Here is a 17,580-nt window from a genome sequence, read left to right as displayed (position 1 = left end):
ATTCGCTCGGGTTTCTTGCGGTTCCTACTGCAAGTGTGTGCGGCTCTCGCTGAAGTGGCGCCGGCTAAATCTTGGCGACCTGCGTGAAGCCGAGTTCGACCGGGGTTTCACGGCCGAAGATCGACACCAGCACCTTGAGCTTCTGCTGCTCGGCGTTGACCTCGCTGATGCTGGCGGGCAAGGTCGCGAACGGACCGTCCATGACGGTGACCGACTCGCCGACCTCGAAATCGACCTCGATGGTCGGCTTCGACGTAGCTTCGCCCTGCTCACCGGTGGACTTGGAGTCCTTCGCGTCCTTCTTCGTGCCTTCCTGCGGCATGAGGAACTTGACGACCTCGTTGATCGTCAACGGCGACGGACGGGACGTGGCACCGACGAAACCAGTGACGCCTGGAGTGTTACGCACCGCGCCCCAGGACTCGTCGTTCAGCTCCATGCGGACCAGGATGTAACCGGGCAAGACCTTGCGGTTGACCTGCTTGCGCTGCCCGTTCTTGATCTCGGTGACCTCTTCGGTCGGAACCTCGACCTGGAAGATGTAGTCGCCGACATCGAGGTTCTGCACGCGTGTCTCGAGGTTCGCCTTCACCTTGTTCTCGTAACCGGCGTACGAGTGGATGACGTACCAGTCACCGGGGGCGCGACGCAGCGCGGCCTTCATCTCGGCAACCGGATCCTCGGGCTCTGCCGAGACATCGGCGTCGTCCGCGGAGACTGCATCGTCAGCGGGAACTGCGTCGTCGCCTGCAGCAGCAGCCACATCGGCGGCGATGGCCTCGTCGGTCTCGCGGTCCTGAGCGGCCTGCTCCGCTTCGAGGCCCTGTTTGGTCGCCTCGACATCGGCGTCGAATGCGGCCACTTCGGTGGCGTCGTTGTGCGGCGTGCTCACAGCAGGCACCCTTTCTGTCGTTTGAAGCAAGTTGTGGAGATCATCGCGAAAATCGAACGCCGTTCGTCAGCCGAACACCCATTCGATGCCGCGGATGAACGCCATGTCGGCCCCGCTGATGAAGGCGACCATGAACGCCACGAACACGAGCACGACGCTCGTGTACGTGACCATTTGCTTGCGGTTCGGCCAGATCACCTTCCGCAGCTCGGCGATGACCTCACGGAGGAACTTGCGCAAGCGCTTGAAGATATTCATGCGCTTGGGCTCGCGAGAGACCTCGCGCGTGCTCAGAGCCGAGCGCGAAGTCGAGGCGCCCGCAGCAGAGGAAGACTTGGAGATGGAAACCTTGGCTCCGGACGGATCGCTGTCCGACGCCCCGCGTCGACGAGCTGTCCGCTTACCGGTCGGCTTGACCGCACCGACATCGGAGGACGCAGACGCCCCCGTTTGGGGAGCAGCTCCGGCCTCGGTGTTGCCGGGCGTCGGCGAACCTGGCGCCGACGAGTCGGACGCTGACGAGTCCTCGGACCCGTCTTCGCGCTTACCGCGCTCCTCGCTCACCGTCGTTCCTCTCAGTAGCTGACACCATCGCCGCCCTCGCCGTGAAGGCGAGGCGCGAGCGACTTGGGCAGGGGCGACAGGACTTGAACCTGCAACCTACGGTTTTGGAGACCGTTGCTCTACCAATTGAGCTACGCCCCTTCGGACCCGTCCGAGACGGACAGGACCGTCCTGCGGTCACACAACATACGCGCTACCCGTCAGCTCCATGTTCGGGACGAACCCGATGGAGCTATGGCAGCGCGCAGCGCTGAACGACCACAGAAATCTCAGTGTACTGCACAGGCTGGGGAACCCCGAAATCCCCGTCGGACCGCCGGCGTCCGGGCCCGGTCGTCCGAGTCAGGCCAGACGGACGGTGGCCGTCGCGCGACCGAAGATCTTCTTGCCCTCGGACTTTGCGATGATGGCGATGACCGCTGACTTCGAGTCCGGATCCACGGACTTGACCTTGCCGGCGAACTCGACCGACGCAGCCGAATCCGCGGGCACGTAGACAGAACTCGTGAAACGAACGTTGTACTCGGTCACTGCGCCAGGATCACCCAGCCACGATGTGACGAAGCCAGCACCGAGTCCCATGGTCAGCATGCCGTGCGCGATGACATTGTCCAGACCCGCGAGCTTGACGACCTCGTCGCTCCAGTGGATCGGATTGGGGTCGCCGGAAACACCGGCATAGTTGACCAGATCGCCGCGAGTCAGCTTCACCACGCGTTCAGGCAGTTCCTCGCCGACGGATACATCCGCGAATCTACGAAGCGCCATGCATGATCACTTCCTTGACAGCGTGGGCGATGTTCTCGTCGACTTCGCCGCCGGTACGCGCCACCAGAGTGGTCCACGTGGTTTGCACGAGCTCGCCGTTCTGATCGGTCACGATGTTCTTGGTGGTGATGATGTCGCTGCCGCTCATCTGACGGAACGAATCGAGAAAGACCTCGCAGGAAAGCTCGTCGCCCACCGAGATGGGCTTGTGGAATTCCAAGCGCTGATCGGTCTGAAGAATCTGGCTCGGGTCGTAGCCGGTGATGAATTCCTTGAACATCCGCTTCTGCGCGATGATCCCGACCAACGAGATGAACGTCAACGGGGCGAGCAGTCCGTCGTAGCCGAGGCTCTGCGCCGCGTCCTCGTCGTGGTGCGCCGGATGCCAATCCTGAACGGAACGCGCATACTCGCGAACCTTCTCGCGGCCGACCTCGTAGACGTGCTCCACCTTGTAGTGGTGACCGACCATCGAGGCCGCATGCGCCGCCGGATCCTGCAGCGACTCGGAATTCTGCTCTGACTCACTCACGCCGAAAGAAAACCTTATCTACCCAGGACGCAAACGCGTTAGGGCAGGAGTAACAGGCCTAACGCGTGGCGTCGACTCCGAACGAGAACCAGCAGCCGAGGGGGTCGCAGCTAGCGAGACTCGCGGTGCGCACGATGCGTTCCGCAGTTCGAGCAGAACTTCTTCAGCTCGAGGCGGTCGGGGTCGTTGCGACGGTTCTTCTTCGTGATGTAGTTACGGTGCTTGCAAACGTCGCAGGCCAAGGTGATCTTGGGCCGCACATCGGTGGAGGAGGCCACTGGATGCCTACTTTCGGGTAAATCTGATCCGGTTAATCAGGACTGTGCAGTTTTCTTGTGTAGCGGTGACCGGACTTGAACCGGCGACGCAACGATTATGAGTCGTTTGCTCTACCAACTGAGCTACACCGCCTCAGGTGCTCACCCCTACACCCTCTCACTGCAGAAGGCGCGAAGCGAACTATCCAATCCAGCGAGCCCCCTAACGGAATCGAACCGTTGACCTTTTCCTTACCATGGAAACGCTCTACCGACTGAGCTAAGGGGGCGTGCATCTGCGCACGGACAAGCTGTGCGCCGAAGCCTTCAAGAGGTTACACATTCCGAACGCCGACTGCCAAATTGCATGCTCAGCGGCCATCTTGCGATCCTCTTCGAAAGTAGAAACCCCAGCGGGAGGTCATCTCGCTGGGGTTCCTGTGTGGCAGATGTAGGATTCGAACCTACGTAGGCATAAGCCGACGGATTTACAGTCCGCTCCCATTGGCCGCTCGGGCAATCTGCCGTGTGCACCCGAAGAGATTCACACTCTTCGACGCGGAGAGAAGAATACAACGAACGGCCCCCGGGAACGCAAACCGGGTGGATAGCGGGGGTGCGGACCGGCTAACGTCGGGGCCGAAGTCCGAAAAGCAATCGATTCGACACAGGAGTACTCAGTGGCAGATTCTTCCTTCGATGTGGTGAGCAAGGTCGATCGTCAGGAGGTCGACAACGCTCTGGGTCAGGCAGCGAAGGAGCTGGCGACTCGCTATGACTTCCGCGGGTCGGGCACCGTCATCGAGTGGTCCGGCAGCGGCGATGCGGAGGTGATCGTCATTACTTCCGAGAGCGAAGAGAAGGTGAAGGCGGCACTCGACGTCTTCAAGGAGAAGCTGATCCGCCGCGACGTCTCGCTCAAGGCCTTCGAGGCCAACGATCCGGCAGCCTCGGGCAAGGTCTACAAGGTGACCGGCAAGCTCGTCCAGGGCATCTCCACGGAAAATGCCAAGAAGCTCACCAAGAAGATCCGCGACGAGGGGCCCAAGGGCGTCAAGGCGCAGATCCAGGGCGACGAGTTGCGCATCAGCAGCAAGAAACGCGACGACCTCCAGGCCGTTCAGCAGCTACTGAAGTCCGAGGACTTCGACCTCGCCCTTCAGTTCGTCAACTACCGGTAGGCGCTGTGCGCATGTGAGTGGAAATACGTGACGGACTATGTATTTTCGCTCACATGCGGCGAAGCTGCCTACAAGCCGCGCGCCATCCGCTCGAGACGGTCGATGCGGTCGGCCATCGGCGGATGCGTCGCGAACAGCCTGCCGACCTTCTCCCCCGCCCGGAACGGGCTGGCGATCATCAGGTGCGCCTCCGCTGCGATGCGCGGCTCAGGGGGCAGCGGGGCCGCCTGCACGCCGCGCTCGAGCTTCCTCAGCGCCGAGGCCAACGCCAACGGGTCCCCAGTGAGCTCCGCGCCAGACTGATCCGCCTGGTACTCCCGTGAGCGGGACACTGCCAACTTCACCACGGTGGCCGCAATCGGGCCCAGCATCGACACCAGCAGCAGCGCGAGGGGGTTGGCGCCGTTGCCACCCCGACCGCCGAACATCGAAGCGAACAGCGCGAAATTGGCGAGGCCGGAAATGACAGCAGCCATCGCGCCGGCAACCGAGGAGATGAGAATGTCGCGGTTGTAGACGTGGCTGAGCTCATGGCCCAGCACGGCACGCAACTCACGTTCGTCGAGGATCTGCAGAATTCCGGTGGTGCAACACACCGCAGCATTGCGCGGGTTCCGACCGGTCGCGAACGCGTTGGGACTGTTGGTCGGACTGATGTAGAGGGCAGGCATCGGCTGGTGGGCGGTGGTCGCGAGCTCACGCACGATTCGGTACATCGTGGGCGCCTCGACCTCGGTGACCGGTTGCGCGTGCATCGAGCGCAGAGCCAGCTTGGCGCTGTTGAAGTAGACGTAGCCGTTGACGCCCACCGCAAGCGCAACCGACAGGAACAGAATCGTCGGACTGTCGAACAGCGATCCGATGAAGACTATGAGCGCCGACATTCCGATCAACAGACCGAAGGTCTTGACACCGTTTGCGTAGCTCATTGCCGCCTCTTCCCGGGACTACCTCGATATCTCGAGGACAACTCTCGAGATATCAACGATCGCGGCACCTTGTCGGGTTCCCGAGCAACTGCTCAGCCGACCCGCTCGACCGTGTAGTTCACCAACCGGCCGAGCGCGTCGTTCGCCGCACCCTGTGGAAGTTTGTCGAGCTCGGCGCGGGCCTTCGCAGCGAAGTCTCCGAGCGTGGCCTTCGCCTTCGTCATTCCGGGTGAGCGGTCCAGCAACGTCAGGGCCTCCGCCAGTGCTTCCTCGTCGGTGACCGGGCCATCGAGCAGCTCACGCAACCGGTCGCCGTCGGCTCCCGCTTCGCCGAGCGCATACAGAACCGGCAGCGTGTGCACGCCCTCCCGAAGATCGGTGCCCGGAGTCTTGCCCGACTGCTCCGACGCCGACGAGATGTCGATGATGTCGTCGGAAATCTGAAACGCCGTGCCGACAGCGTCGCCGAGACGCTCGAGCGCGGCGACGTGATCGGCGTCGCCACCGGAGAACGTTCCACCGAATCGACCGCACGCAGCGATCAGCGATCCGGTCTTCTCCCACACCACCCGGAGGTAGTGCGCGATGGGATCCTCGTCCCGCTTGACGCCGATCGTCTCGCGCATCTGACCGGTGACCAACTCCGCAAAGGTCTCGGCAATGATGCGTACCGCCTCGGGGCCGAGAGTGGAGACCAGACGCGAGGCATGCGCAAACAGGTAGTCGCCGGCCAGGATGGCGACGCTGTTGCCCCAGCGCGAGTTGGCGGACTCCGCCCCGCGGCGCATCGTCGCCTCGTCCATCACATCGTCGTGGTAGAGCGTGGCCAGGTGGACCAGTTCGACGACGGTGGCGGCGGTGACGATGGATTCGTCTGTCGGTTTCGGTCCGAGCTGGCCGGTCAGGACGGTGAACAGCGGACGGAACCGTTTTCCTCCCGCCTTCGCGAGATGAAGAGCTGCCTCGGTGAGGAAGTCCTCGCCGTCGGACAGCTCGGAGATCATCAACTTCTCGACGCTCTCCAGTCCGGCGGCGACGGTTCGTGCAAGCTCCGGATCGACGAGATCCACCCCGGCAACGACCGTCGATCCGGCCGCGTCGTCTGTGCTCACGATTGTTGGTCCTGTCCTGTTCGTCCTGCAACGGTTTCACTGCGATCCCGACGTACCCCCGCACTACCGTAATGAACCTAGTGTGCCGTGCAGAGGGAAGGTGCCCCAGACCACTGCAGATCCCACGCCGGCAGCGCTGCTTTACTGGATGGGTGACTTCTCCCCGATCCACCGACGTCCTCGTCATCGGCGCCGGTCCGGCCGGGTCGGCCGCCGCGGCATGGGCCGCCCGAGCGGGTCGAAGCGTGATCCTCGCCGATTCGGCGACCTTTCCCCGCGACAAGACGTGCGGCGACGGCCTGACCCCGCGTGCCATGGCCGAACTCGACCGACTCGGGCTCGGTGAGTGGACGCGGGGGCGCGCGGAGAACCGCGGGCTTCGGTTGTCCGGATTCGGACAGGAGCTGCAACTCGAATGGCCGGGTGGATCACTGCCCGTCGTCGGGAGTGCTGTTCCCAGAGCCGAGCTCGACGACCGGATCCGGCGCGTCGCAGTCGAATCCGGCGCGGCGATGGTGGAGGGCGCCAAGGCAGTCGGCGTCGAACGCCGGGGCAACGCAGTCACCTCGGTCGTGTTCGACGGCGGTGACGAGATCCGCTGCGACAAGCTCGTCGTAGCCGACGGGGTCCGCTCCTCGCTCGGCAAGCAACTCGGCCGACAATGGCACCGCGACACTGTCTTCGGAGTAGCTGCACGAGCGTACATCGGTTCGGAACGGTCCAACGAGGAGTGGATTTCCTCGCACCTCGAACTGAGGGACGGCAACGGCACACTGCAACCCGGGTACGGGTGGATCTTCCCCCTCGGTACCGGCGAGGTGAACATCGGCGTCGGGACCCTCGCGACCGCGAAGCGGCCCGCGAACGGGTCACTGCGGCCCCTACTGGATCTCTACACCGATCAGCGGCGCGCCGACTGGGCTCTCACCGGCGACCTACGAGCGGTGGCGTCCGCGCTGCTGCCGATGGGCGGAGCCGTGTCGAACATCGCGGGCGAGAACTGGGCGATCATCGGCGACGCGGCGGCCTGCGTCAATCCGCTCAACGGCGAGGGCATCGACTACGGCCTCGAAGGCGGCCGCATGATCGCCGATCTCCTCGACGAGAGAGATCTGACCCTGGCGTGGCCGAACCTGCTGCGCGAGCACTACGGGCAGGCGTTCTCCATCGCTCGGCGCCTGGCAGGTCTGCTGACGGTGCCCCGATTCCTCCCGGCGACCGGTCCCATCGGCATGCGCTCACGCGCGCTGATGACCGTCGCAGTTCGTGTCATGGGCAACCTCGTCACCGACGCCGATACCGATCTCGTCGCGCGGGCATGGCGTGCGACCGGCAGTGCGTCGTCGAGAATCGACTCCCGGCCCCCGTTCACATGATGCAGTTCACATGATGCCGCGCTAGCGCACGGCGCGGTGCAGCGCGACGATCCCGCCGGTGAGGTTGCGCCACTGCACAGAGGACCATCCGCTCTCGGCGATGGTGGCAGCCAGCTGCTCCTGCGTGGGCCACGCACGGATCGACTCGGCGAGGTAGACGTACGCGTCGGGGTTGGACGAGACCGCGCGCGCGACCGCAGGCAACATCTTCATCAGGTACTCCATGTAGACCGTCCGGAACGGCGCGAACACCGGCGTCGAGAACTCACACACGACCAGGCGTCCACCCGGCTTGGTGACGCGAGCGATTTCGCGCAGTCCGGCGCGGAAGTCGGAGACGTTGCGCAACCCGAAGGAGATGGTCGCTGCGTCGAAACTCGCATCGGCGTACGGCAGATGCATCGCGTCACCGGCGACCATCGGGATCGGACGCTGCGAACCGGCCGCCAGCATGCCCTTCGAAAAGTCCGTTGCCACGCACCACGCACCGCTGCGGGCGAGCTCGACGGTCGAGACGCCGGTGCCGGCGGCGAGATCGAGCACCTTCTCCCCCGGTTTCGGGTTCAACGCCTCGCGGGTGAGCTTGCGCCAGCTGCGATCCTGGCCGAAGGACAGAACCGTGTTGGTGATGTCGTATCGACGGGCGACGCCGTCGAACATCGACGCGACCTCGTGTGGTTCCTTGTCGAGCGTTGCACGCGTTGTGGACACGAATTCGAGCTTACGTCAGCACGCATCCGCTCAGAATCAGGCGGATCGGAGCGACCGACGAGACTCCCAGCCGAGTACCTCGCTGTAGTGACCGAGCAGTTCGTCGCAGATCGCCGGCCAGGTGCGGTGCAGGACGGACTTGCGTGCGGCTTCACCGAACCGGGCTCTCATCGACGACGAGGCCAGCGCGGTCACCGCGCTGGGGAGCAGTTCGGTGAAACGGTCCACGGGCAGCAGGTACCCGTTGCGGCAGTGCGAGATCAGGTCGCGCGGCCCGCCCGCGTCCGGCCCGATGACCGGGATGCCGCTGGCGAGGGCTTCCTGCACGGCCTGGCAGAAAGTCTCGTGCTCACCGGGATGCACGAACACATCGAAGCTCGCGTACGCCTGCGCGAGATCGTCGCCGCCTAGCTGGCCGGTGAATATCGCCGACGGCATCAACTGCTCCAGGGAGGCGCGGTCGGGGCCGTCGCCCACCACAACGATTTGGATGTCGGGGTTGTCTGCGATAGCGGCGAGCCGCTCCACGTGCTTCTCCGGTGCCAGCCGTCCGACGAATCCGACGATCAGCTGTGCGTTGCCGTCACCGAGCCACTGCCTGCGCAGGGACTCGCGGCGAGCGGACGGCGCGAATCGGATCGCGTCGACGCCCCTGGCCCATCGGTGCACGCGAGGGATTTTGTGCTGTTCGAGTGCGTCCACAGCGGACGTGGACGGGGCGAGGGTTCGGGCGGCGCCGCGATGCACTCGCCTGGTCCAGCGCCACGCGGCACGGGATGTAAGTCCGAGGCCGTAGCTCTCGGCGAATCCAGCGACATCCGTCTGGTAGACGGCCACTGCTGGAACGCCGAGGCGGTTGGCTGCGGCGAGCCCGCCGGCGCCGAGTAGAAACGGCGATGCCAGGTGAACGACGTCGGGATCGAACTCGCGCAGCGTCGACGTCAGACCGGGGCCGGGTAGTCCGACGGGCAGCGAACTGACCTTGGGCACCATGACGGCCGGTACCCGGTGCACCGGGGTGCGCCCGTGTTCGACTGCCGCACGAGGCTTGCCGGCCGGGGTGTCCGGCGCGACGACCATCGCCTGATGGCCCGTTCTCTCCAGATGTTCGAGGACTCGGAGCACCGAGTTGGTGACGCCGTTCATGTTGGGTAGGAACGATTCCGCAACGATGGCTACTCGCACGATCCCCAGTGTGGGCAGCCGTTCCGGCCATTTGGGAGCGAGGACGTTACGAGTGGGCGAAGTTCGCGCGAATCATCTGATCGCGTTCACCTCACTGCTTGCGTCTGAGCAGAAACATGAGCGGGCCGGCTATTGCCCATGTCACGACCACGACGGAGGCCGCTGGGACGACGGCCACGGAGGCGTTGCGTCCGGATACTCGAACGAGATCCGGTTCGGATCGCGCGTACTCGACGTCGATGTTCTGACCGGCGATGAGATTGGTGGGGTAGAGGACGCCCAACTCGGGGTTGTGGGTCACGCCGTCCGGGGTGACGAAGCTGATCGCCGACCTCAGTTTCCCGGCGGAGAGCACTTCTGCCGTCGCTCGCCCCTCGTCGGAAGTGATGGTGCGATCGTTCTGCCACGCAGCGACGACGAGCAGGAAAGCCAGCACCGACAGACCGACTGCCACCACGAACACCGAGGCCCTCGCCCGCCGCCGAATCTTCGCGGTGCGCTCGTCGATGTTCACGCTGCGAGTACTCACGCCCCCAGACGTTACTGGGCCGCTGTAGACGACCGCTCCGGTAGCGTTGCTCGACATGTCTCGCGACTTCGAGTTCACGATCAATTCCGAGTACACGCCGGCCGATGTGCACGAGGCCCTCACCAGCACGGATCAGTGGCTTGCGCGCTTCGCGAAGGCCGAGAAGGTCGACGGCTACGCGTTGACGGCACACGGGAACGGCGGGTTGACCGTCGAGATGTCCGAGGAGGTCGGTACCTCGGAACTGCCCGGGTTCGTCAAGAAGGTGGTCAGGGGCAAACTGCTCATCACTCGAACCGACTACTGGGGCCCACTCGACGGTGACCGCGCCGACGGGACCTTGCAAGGCGGGGCGACGGCGGTCGCAGCGCGGGTGCAGGGCACGATGACGCTGCGTCCCGGCGGATCCGGAACCGTGCTGACGGTCAGCGGTATCTCGACGGTGAAGATCCCGCTGATCGGCGGCAAGATCGAGTCGCTCGTCAACGACATGATCAAAGACATGGTCGACCGGGAAACACGGGAGACGGTCGAGTGGGCGCGCGAGCAGGACGGGATGACACCCAACAGCTAGAGGCGCGTGCGAATCCCGGCGTGGAGTTCGCGCAGCCCCGAGCGTTCGGTGGTCACTTCGAGGACACGGATCTCCTCGGTGCCCTCGCTCAGCGCCGCAGCCAGGGACGACACGTCGACGCTGCGGTGCTCGATCCGGTATGCCGCACACAAGGCCGCGAGATCCATCCCGTGCGGCGTCCCGAACACCCGCTCGAACGCCCCCGCGTACTGCGGATCGCCCTGCTCGAGCAGTTCGAAGATTCCGCCGCCGTCGTCGTTGGCCACGACGATGGTCAGATCGCTCGGCCGCGGCTCACCGGTACCGATCAGCAACCCCGCCGCGTCGTGGAGGAATGTCAGGTCGCCGAGAAGCGCGATGGTGCGACCCGAACCGGAGAGCGCCGCGCCGACGGCCGTCGAGACGGTCCCGTCGATGCCCGCGACGCCGCGGTTCGAGAGCACCCGCACCCCGTGCGTCGGATAGCTCACCAGGGCCGCATCGCGCACCGGATTGGACGCTCCCAGCAGGAGCTGATCGCCGTCTCGGAGCGAGGACATCACCGTCGCCGCGACGTGCAGGCCAGTCGGCTTGGGGTGCGCCGCGAGTTCGTCGCGCACAGCCATGTCGGCGCGCGCGGACAACTCCGTGCAGCGCTCGAGCCAGCCGCCACGGGGGCTGCCCGAGGTGATCGCCCTGGTTCCCGTGGCGAGGACGTTTCCGGAGACATCCGGCCAGCGCGGGCCGGTGGTGAGCGCGATGACCTCCACCGACGGGTTCGCCAGCAAGGACGACACCTCTCGATGCAGCGTCGGCCGGCCCGTGATGATCGCCTGCCGGGGTTCGAGTTGTGCCAGAGCAAGCGGGTGCAGCGGAACACCGTGCAGCGGAGCCGTCGGCTCGGCCACCGTCGGCAGACCGGCGAGCTCGGGACGCAGGGCCGCCCCGTGGCCGGAGACCACGATCGTGTCCACACTCAGGTCGACGTCGACAGGCACGTCCAGCGTCGCCATCTGCGTCGTGGTCCAGGGAGCGCCGCCGGCCCGGCCCTGCGGGGCAGGCGTGCGGTCGGTGAGATCGGGAACCAGTGGTTCACGAAGCGGGATATCGAAGTGCGCCGGGCCGGCATTGCCCGAGCGGGTGCCACGAGCAGCAGCGAGGACTCGGCAGACCGCACTGCGCCACTGACTGTTCTGACCGTCGCCGTCCTCGGCTAGACCGAGACTGATGGTCGCGCGGACCTGGCTGCCGAACAACCCCAACTGCTCGATGGTCTGGTTGGCGCCGGTGCCGAGCATCTCGTACGGACGGTTCGCGCTGAGCACCACCAGCGGCATCCGGGCGTAGTTGGCTTCGAGCACCGCCGGGCCGAGGTTCGCCACCGCGGTCCCCGAGGTCATCACAACCGGCACGGGCCGTCCACCGCTGCCCATGATCAGCCCCAGTGCCAGAAAGCCTGCGGTGCGCTCGTCGATCCGCATGTGCAGCCGGAGCCGACCCGAGGTGTCCGCGTCCTGCAGGGCGAACGCCAACGGCGCATTGCGCGAACCCGGGCACAGTACGACATCGCGAACACCACCACGAACGAGTTCGTCGACGACAGTTGCGGCCTGCGCGCTGGACGGATTCACCTCTCCAGATTGTCAGATTCTCGTCGCGTCGACCCATTCGGCCCGCGGGCCGTGCTGATCACCGCACGAATGTTTGACACGATAACGGTGTGCGCACTGTCTTCGACCCGTCAGAAATGCCGCCCGGCGGCCTGTATCCCCTGCTCACCGCCTCGGTCGTGCCTCGGCCCATCGCGTGGGTGTCCACCGTTTCCGCCGAGGGGGTCGCCAATCTCGCTCCGTACAGCTTCTTCTCGGTCTCCTCGCCCAACCCGCCGGTGGTGCAATTCACCTCAGTGGGACGCAAGGACAGCCTGCGGAACATCGAGGCAACGGGCGAGTTCGTGATCAATCTCGCGACGGCGCACATGGTCGAGCAGATCAATGCGTCCTCCGCCGGTTACGAACACGGCGTCAGCGAACTCGAAGCCCTCGGCATCGCGAGTGAGCCGAGCGAGAAGGTTGCCCCGCCTCGCGTCGCCGAATCCCCCGTTGCCATCGAGGCCACGCTGCATCGAATCATCGAGGTCGGCAATTCCTTCGTGGTGATGGGACGCGTCGTCGCGATCGCCGTGCGCCCCGAGTTCCTCGCCGCGGACGGCCTCCCGTCGTTCGAGGCCATTGCACCGCTGAGCCGTCTCGGCCGAACCGAATGGGGCATGCCGCCGGAGGTGCGTACGATCGATCGCCCCGGCGTCCCTACTTGACCCGCTGGCTCACCCTTGCCCTGATCACCGTCGTAGCCACGGCCGGGGCTTCTTGGCTCGCGGTTCCGTCCGCGGGCCTGTTCGTCGCACTGTTCGTTGCGCTGGTGTTCGCGCTGGCCGGGTGGGCACCGAAATCGGGCGTACCGCGCCGCTGGGGAATCGCCGCACAGGCAGTGCTCGGCGTCGAGATCGGCACTCTTGTCCAGCGCGAGGCCCTGGCCACTCTCGGTGACGCCTGGGTGCCCGTAGTCGCGGCGTGCGTCGGGACGCTGGTGCTCTCCATCGCCGCGGGAGCATTGCTCGGACTGCGTCGGGACGTGGACTCGCTGACCGGCGCGCTGGCACTCGTCGCCGGCGGGGCGTCGGGGTTGGTGGCGATCGCGCAGGAACTCGGCGGCGACGAACGCATCGTCGCCGTGGTGCAGTACCTGCGAGTCGTGCTGGTGACGACGACGATGCCGATCGTCGCGATCGTGGTGTTCTCCGCGCACGGGAACGGTGACGCCATCATCGACACCTCGGACGCGGGCGCACCGTGGTTGCTCGATCTTGCCTTCGTGGCGATCTGCGCGGCCGTCGGTTACTTGCTGGCCCGTCTGATCAGGTTGCCCGCCCCGGGCTTGCTCGGGCCGATGATCGTGGTGACGGCCATCGACTTGCTGGGAGTCTCCATCGATGGCAATGTGCCGGCGCTGCTGCTCACCGCCGCGTACATCGGCATCGGCTGGCAGGCCGGACTGAAGTTCACGATGGATAGTCTGCGCACGATCTCGCGGATACTGCCGACCGCCCTGCTGTTGATCATCGGCATCACCGTCGGGTGCGCAGTCCTCGGACTCGCGCTGGCCGCCACGACGTCCATGTCGGCGTACGACGGCTATCTCGCCACCACCCCGGGCGGTGTGTATGCCGTCCTCGCAATTGCGGCCTCCACCGGCGCCAATGTCACGTTCGTCGTTGCCGCGCAAGTGATCAGGGTGTTCATGATGCTCTTCGCGGTCCCGGTGGGCGCCAAGATCGTGCGCCACTATCGACGGCCCTGACTCGATGCGGCCGTGGCAGGACTTAGAGTTCAGCTATGCCCGATACTCGCTTCGGCCACGCGGTAGGTCCCGCCGTCGGTGATGACGATCGCAAGTCCTACGCCACACTGCGGGCCAGGACAACACCGCGCGCAGAGCGGTACCAACTGGGAAGATCCCTACGCGAGAAGGTCTCTCGCGAGTCCATGGGCGAGTGGAACCCGCCCCTCGATCGCCTGGATCCGATCCGTCAGATCGAGTTCTCCCACGAGGGCCGCATCGATTGGCTCATCCCGGTCCGCGTCGAACGCATGATGGAGTCGCCGTACGGCTTCCTGCGCGGAACCGCGATCGTGATGGCGCGCGACGTTGCGCTGCTGCCGTCGACAGGTATCAATCCCGTGGTGAGCGGCGACTCCCACCTCGGCAACTTCGGCTTCTACGCCTCCCCCGAGCGCGACCTGGTGATCGACCTCAACGATTTCGACGAGGCCCACCCCGGTGCCTGGGAGTGGGATCTGCGACGCCTCGTCGCCAGCATCTGGGTGGCGGGCCGTCAGAACGGCCACAGCGAATCGCAGTGCGAGGATGCCGTCGCCGCCTGCGTTCGGGCATACCGCATCGAGGTGTCGCGGCTGGCCGACGAACCGCTGATGTCGCGTTCGTTTCAACGGTTGACGGCCGAGAAACTGCAGGCCGACGCCACTGAGGGCTCGCTCCGCAGAGAGATCAAACGGGCGACGAAGAAGGCCCGCCGACGCACCAGCGACCGGGTACTGCCGCAGTTCACCGAGGAGCACGAGGGGACACGGCGACTGGTCGAGGAACCGCCGATCACCACGCGGATACCCGAGCGCGACGAGAACCTGCTGGCCGAAGGCCTCGACGAGTACCTCAAAACCCTCTCGCCGCATTGGCGCCGGGTACTGGGCGGCTACACCCTGATCGACGTCGCGCACCGAGTCGTGGGTGTGGGAAGCGTCGGACTGCGGGCGTACGTGGCGCTACTCGAGGGCAGCAGTCCCGACGACGTGGTGTTCCTGCAACTCAAGCAGGCCAGACGGTCGGTCCTGGCGCCCTACGTGCACGGCGAGGACGCCTGGCACGCACATCAGGGACAACGCGTCGTCGAATACCAGCAGGACCTGCAGACCGTGAGCGATCCGCTACTCGGGTGGACGACGATAGACGGTCGGCAGTACTACGTACGACAGTTCCGCAACATGAAGGGCACCATCGATCTCGGTTCGATCGATGCGCCCGCGCTGGTCGACTACGCGGGAGTGGTCGGGCGTCTGCTGGCGAAGGGCCATGCCCGCACGAGTGGGGCGTCGATGATCGCGGGCTATGCCGGGGATTCCGATGCTCTGGACACGGCGCTGTGCCGATTCGCTCGGCTGTACGCCGACCAGACCGAGGCCGATCACGCGCAGCTGGTGCAGGCGGTCAAGAACGGCCGCTTCGCCGGCATGTGAGTGGAAATACGGGCCCTGCTGTGTATTTCCACTCACATGCGCGTAGCGCCTATCCGGCGTACTTGGTGACCAGTGCGCCTACACGCGGAAGCGCCTCGACGACGTTCTTCTGCGCCGAGCCGCGCAGGCTGCCGTAGAACTTCTTGACGACGCTCTTGTCGGTCTCCTCGATGCGCGAGTCTGTCACCGACAGCAACGCGTTGGACACCTGGTCGGAGTTGGCGACGAGGTAGTCCGAGAACGACCCGGCGGGCGCGGCGTTGTACGACTGCCAGAACGGTTCTAGCTGGGCCACGAAGTCCGGCCAGAGCGCCTCCACTGCCCGGTCGATGTACGAGGGTCCGACCTTCTTGACAGCCCCGTATCCGCCCTTGACGGCGAGGCCGCTGGCGCCCTTCTTGTCCGCAACCTCGGCGTCGATCAGTGCCAGAATGTCCGGCATCAGCACATCGCGCTTCGACTCGTCGAGCAAAGATTCCTTCAGTGCAGCAACCACTTCGATTTCCTCTCGGATGGTATTTTTTCGGCCACGCGAACCGGGGAAGAGTACTACAGGAGGGTGAAGCACCGCCGGACTCGATCGTGCCACCACGCCACCCGATCCTCCGATGCGGCCAGGGCCTGCAGCCGCTCCGGATCGGGCACCGCGACAGCAGCAGCCAACGTACCGTCGACCAGTTCGGCGTGCTCGCACACGTCCTGTGTGAACAGACTTCCGGTGCCGAGCCCGCAGGCGAATTCCAGCTTGGGGATCGCCGCGGCGGCGGCGAGGCCCGCAGCCATCCCGACCGCCGAGTCGAGAGCACTGGAGACAACCACCGGCACACCGTATTCGCCGAGCTCTCCGGCCAATTCCAACAGCGCGCGCATGCCCCCGAGCGGAGCGACCTTCAGCACGGCGACGTCCGCTCCCCCGGCTCGGACGACCCGTAGCGGATCCTCGGCGCGCCGGATGCTCTCGTCGGCCGCGATACGCACACCCGGCAGACGCCGGCGAACCTCGACCAACTCGGGAACCGTCGCGCACGGCTGTTCGGCGTACTCGAGCTCGCCTTCTTCGAGCAACGCGGTGAGCGCGGTGACTGCCTCCTCGACGGACCAGCCCCCGTTGGCGTCGACGCGCACCCGCGGGACGCGGGCCCGTACGGCCCGCACTCGGGCGATGTCCTCGGCGAGGGTCTGCCCCTTTTCGGCAACCTTCACCTTCGCCGTGTCGACGCCGGCGTAGCGCTCCAGAATCCCCTCCACCTCGTCGGGCGAGACCGCGGGGACGGTGGCATTGACGCGGACGCGTTCGCGATACGGCTTCGGTGGGCCCTCCCAGGCTGCCTCGATGCCGGCCCGCAGCCACGCCGAGGACTCCTGATCGTCGTATTCGACGAACGGTGCGAACTCACCCCATCCGGCCGGCCCCTGGAAGAGCACGACCTCGCGGGTGCTGATTCCGCGGAACCTGGTTCGCATCGGGAGCGCCAGCACGTGCGCCCCATCCAACACATCCTCGACGGAGGTGGCTGTCACTGCTGGCCCTTCAGCAGCTGAACCATCAGCGCCTCGCAGTCCGCGAGGACGTTGCCTTCGGTGTCCTTCAGTACCGCGCTGATGAACGTCTTACGCCCCTCGACACGATCGACGCTGCCCTCGATGACCAACTCGGTGTCCAGCGGAGTGACCTTGCGGTAGTTGATGTGCAGGAAGGCTGTGCGACTGATGGGGCGCCCGTAGGCGTGCTGGATCATGCCGAACAGGTCGTCGAAGAGCAGCGGCAACGTGCCCCCGTGCGCCGCGCCGTTTCCGCCGAGATGGAAACGACGGAACGTTCCGCGGCTGCGCACACCCTCCGGATCGAACTTCTCCAGCGTCCACGGCAGCATCAGCAACGAGCCACGTCCGGGAAGAGACATCACACGCCCGGCAGGGGCCTGCCCCTCCGGCACCTGGTACGGCGCCAGCAGCTCGTTGAGCGCCTCCACCTTCTCGGCCACCTCGACGGTCAGCTCGGGCGTCGGCGCGGCGCTGACAGCCAGATCCTGCAGTCTGCGAAGGGCCTCGACGAGTCGACCGAATTCCGGCCCGACGTCGGCAGCGGTGTACTTGGGGAATCCACCATGATGCTCGTACTCGTCCTGGCCTGCCTTTTCACTCATGCCAGCACCGTAACCCGTGGCGCGGCACTC

The 17,580-nt window shown here is 65.5% G+C and carries 20 protein-coding genes and 4 tRNA genes; 6 read left to right on the top strand and 18 right to left on the bottom strand.

The window, feature by feature from the left end; all coding sequences use genetic code 11:
• Nucleotides 1–64: 64 nt before the first annotated feature.
• The 9 genes from nusG to J1M86_RS07245 form a co-directional block, all read right to left on the bottom strand.
• Nucleotides 65–892, bottom strand: coding sequence for a transcription termination/antitermination protein NusG (gene nusG, locus J1M86_RS07285; protein ID WP_206509358.1), 828 nt, complete (start codon nt 890–892; stop codon nt 65–67).
• Between the two features lie 66 nt (nt 893–958).
• Complete coding sequence (gene secE / locus J1M86_RS07280) at nt 959–1,456, bottom strand: preprotein translocase subunit SecE (RefSeq protein WP_075839253.1); 498 nt, start codon at nt 1,454–1,456, stop codon at nt 959–961.
• Between the two features lie 68 nt (nt 1,457–1,524).
• Nucleotides 1,525–1,597 (bottom strand) — tRNA-Trp (locus J1M86_RS07275).
• 201 nt (nt 1,598–1,798) lie between these two features.
• On the bottom strand, nt 1,799–2,224 hold the full coding sequence (gene hadB, locus J1M86_RS07270; protein WP_075839254.1) for a (3R)-hydroxyacyl-ACP dehydratase subunit HadB: 426 nt from the start codon (nt 2,222–2,224) through the stop codon (nt 1,799–1,801).
• Nucleotides 2,211–2,696 (bottom strand): (3R)-hydroxyacyl-ACP dehydratase subunit HadA, encoded by a 486-nt coding sequence (hadA, locus tag J1M86_RS07265; protein WP_187346746.1) that lies wholly within the window; start codon nt 2,694–2,696, stop codon nt 2,211–2,213. The genes hadB and hadA overlap by 14 nt, the downstream gene beginning before the upstream one ends.
• A 170-nt stretch (nt 2,697–2,866) precedes the next feature.
• On the bottom strand, nt 2,867–3,034 hold the full coding sequence (gene rpmG / locus J1M86_RS07260) for a 50S ribosomal protein L33 (protein WP_075839256.1): 168 nt from the start codon (nt 3,032–3,034) through the stop codon (nt 2,867–2,869).
• A 60-nt stretch (nt 3,035–3,094) separates the two neighbouring features.
• Nucleotides 3,095–3,167: transfer RNA gene (locus J1M86_RS07255), tRNA-Met, on the bottom strand.
• A gap of 63 nt (nt 3,168–3,230) precedes the next feature.
• Nucleotides 3,231–3,303: transfer RNA gene (locus J1M86_RS07250), tRNA-Thr, on the bottom strand.
• Between the two features lie 153 nt (nt 3,304–3,456).
• Nucleotides 3,457–3,539: transfer RNA gene (locus J1M86_RS07245), tRNA-Tyr, on the bottom strand.
• Between the two features lie 154 nt (nt 3,540–3,693).
• On the opposite strand from J1M86_RS07245, the gene J1M86_RS07240 reads away from it, so the two are divergent.
• On the top strand, nt 3,694–4,194 hold the full coding sequence (locus tag J1M86_RS07240; RefSeq protein ID WP_075839257.1) for a YajQ family cyclic di-GMP-binding protein: 501 nt from the start codon (nt 3,694–3,696) through the stop codon (nt 4,192–4,194).
• Nucleotides 4,195–4,262: 68 nt separating this feature from the next.
• Here the strand turns inward: J1M86_RS07240 and htpX are convergent, their stop codons facing one another.
• Nucleotides 4,263–5,123: a zinc metalloprotease HtpX gene (htpX, locus tag J1M86_RS07235; protein ID WP_206509357.1), complete on the bottom strand. Its 861-nt coding sequence runs from the start codon at nt 5,121–5,123 to the stop codon at nt 4,263–4,265.
• Nucleotides 5,124–5,215: 92 nt separating this feature from the next.
• Nucleotides 5,216–6,235 (bottom strand): polyprenyl synthetase family protein, encoded by a 1,020-nt coding sequence (locus J1M86_RS07230; protein WP_206509356.1) that lies wholly within the window; start codon nt 6,233–6,235, stop codon nt 5,216–5,218.
• Between the two features lie 152 nt (nt 6,236–6,387).
• Here J1M86_RS07230 and J1M86_RS07225 point away from each other — a divergent pair, with 152 nt between their 5' ends.
• Nucleotides 6,388–7,611: a geranylgeranyl reductase family protein gene (locus J1M86_RS07225; RefSeq protein WP_307786555.1), complete on the top strand. Its 1,224-nt coding sequence runs from the start codon at nt 6,388–6,390 to the stop codon at nt 7,609–7,611.
• A gap of 21 nt (nt 7,612–7,632) precedes the next feature.
• On the opposite strand, the gene J1M86_RS07220 is transcribed toward J1M86_RS07225, so the two are convergent.
• From J1M86_RS07220 to J1M86_RS07210, 3 genes are all read right to left on the bottom strand, one after another.
• Complete coding sequence (locus tag J1M86_RS07220; protein ID WP_206509354.1) at nt 7,633–8,322, bottom strand: demethylmenaquinone methyltransferase; 690 nt, start codon at nt 8,320–8,322, stop codon at nt 7,633–7,635.
• A gap of 36 nt (nt 8,323–8,358) precedes the next feature.
• The gene (locus tag J1M86_RS07215) at nt 8,359–9,507 is read right to left on the bottom strand and encodes a glycosyltransferase family 1 protein (RefSeq protein ID WP_187346745.1); all 1,149 of its coding nucleotides are present in this window, start codon (nt 9,505–9,507) and stop codon (nt 8,359–8,361) included.
• 91 nt (nt 9,508–9,598) lie between these two features.
• Nucleotides 9,599–9,994, bottom strand: a complete 396-nt coding sequence (locus J1M86_RS07210) for a DUF3592 domain-containing protein (RefSeq protein ID WP_139318126.1) — start codon at nt 9,992–9,994, stop codon at nt 9,599–9,601.
• A 97-nt stretch (nt 9,995–10,091) separates the two neighbouring features.
• On the opposite strand from J1M86_RS07210, the gene J1M86_RS07205 reads away from it, so the two are divergent.
• Nucleotides 10,092–10,610, top strand: coding sequence for a DUF2505 domain-containing protein (locus J1M86_RS07205; RefSeq protein WP_206509353.1), 519 nt, complete (start codon nt 10,092–10,094; stop codon nt 10,608–10,610).
• Here the strand turns inward: J1M86_RS07205 and menD are convergent.
• Complete coding sequence (gene menD / locus J1M86_RS07200) at nt 10,607–12,220, bottom strand: 2-succinyl-5-enolpyruvyl-6-hydroxy-3-cyclohexene-1-carboxylic-acid synthase (protein WP_206509352.1); 1,614 nt, start codon at nt 12,218–12,220, stop codon at nt 10,607–10,609. The two genes, J1M86_RS07205 and menD, sit on opposite strands and share 4 nt — an antisense overlap.
• A gap of 89 nt (nt 12,221–12,309) precedes the next feature.
• Between menD and J1M86_RS07195 the strand changes: the two genes are divergently transcribed.
• The 3 genes from J1M86_RS07195 to J1M86_RS07185 are packed head-to-tail and all read left to right on the top strand — an operon-like array spanning nt 12,310 to nt 15,403.
• On the top strand, nt 12,310–12,906 hold the full coding sequence (locus J1M86_RS07195) for a flavin reductase family protein (protein ID WP_206509351.1): 597 nt from the start codon (nt 12,310–12,312) through the stop codon (nt 12,904–12,906).
• Nucleotides 12,903–13,949: an AbrB family transcriptional regulator gene (locus J1M86_RS07190; RefSeq protein WP_241259718.1), complete on the top strand. Its 1,047-nt coding sequence runs from the start codon at nt 12,903–12,905 to the stop codon at nt 13,947–13,949. The genes J1M86_RS07195 and J1M86_RS07190 overlap by 4 nt, the downstream gene beginning before the upstream one ends.
• A gap of 35 nt (nt 13,950–13,984) precedes the next feature.
• The gene (locus J1M86_RS07185; protein WP_206509349.1) at nt 13,985–15,403 is read left to right on the top strand and encodes a DUF2252 domain-containing protein; all 1,419 of its coding nucleotides are present in this window, start codon (nt 13,985–13,987) and stop codon (nt 15,401–15,403) included.
• Between the two features lie 49 nt (nt 15,404–15,452).
• Here J1M86_RS07185 and J1M86_RS07180 read toward each other — a convergent pair whose 3' ends face one another.
• Genes J1M86_RS07180 through J1M86_RS07170 form a run of 3 tightly spaced genes read right to left on the bottom strand, consistent with a single transcriptional unit; the run spans nt 15,453 to nt 17,550 of the window.
• Entirely contained in the window at nt 15,453–15,899 is a 447-nt protein-coding gene (locus J1M86_RS07180) for a hypothetical protein (protein ID WP_206509348.1), read from the bottom strand.
• Nucleotides 15,900–15,952: 53 nt separating this feature from the next.
• Entirely contained in the window at nt 15,953–16,924 is a 972-nt protein-coding gene (locus tag J1M86_RS07175) for an o-succinylbenzoate synthase (RefSeq protein ID WP_206509347.1), read from the bottom strand.
• Nucleotides 16,921–17,550: a PaaI family thioesterase gene (locus J1M86_RS07170; protein WP_206509346.1), complete on the bottom strand. Its 630-nt coding sequence runs from the start codon at nt 17,548–17,550 to the stop codon at nt 16,921–16,923. Before J1M86_RS07170 ends, J1M86_RS07175 begins: the two co-directional genes overlap by 4 nt.
• Nucleotides 17,551–17,580: the final 30 nt, after the last annotated feature.

It is taken from the genome of Rhodococcus sp. KRD197, from assembly GCF_017168235.1.
In the GTDB taxonomy this organism is placed as follows: Bacteria; Actinomycetota; Actinomycetes; order Mycobacteriales; family Mycobacteriaceae; genus Rhodococcoides.
This window is presented reverse-complemented; position numbering and strand designations above follow the sequence as displayed.

Coding starts and splice junctions, on each gene's coding strand:
- htpX (WP_206509357.1), bottom strand. CDS start 5,123: ATGAGCTACGCAAACGGTGTCAAGACCTTCGGTCTGTTGATCGGAATG.
- hadA (WP_187346746.1), bottom strand. CDS start 2,696: ATGGTCGGTCACCACTACAAGGTGGAGCACGTCTACGAGGTCGGCCGC.
- J1M86_RS07170 (WP_206509346.1), bottom strand. CDS start 17,550: ATGAGTGAAAAGGCAGGCCAGGACGAGTACGAGCATCATGGTGGATTC.
- hadB (WP_075839254.1), bottom strand. CDS start 2,224: ATGGCGCTTCGTAGATTCGCGGATGTATCCGTCGGCGAGGAACTGCCT.
- J1M86_RS07205 (WP_206509353.1), top strand. CDS start 10,092: ATGTCTCGCGACTTCGAGTTCACGATCAATTCCGAGTACACGCCGGCC.
- J1M86_RS07185 (WP_206509349.1), top strand. CDS start 13,985: ATGCCCGATACTCGCTTCGGCCACGCGGTAGGTCCCGCCGTCGGTGAT.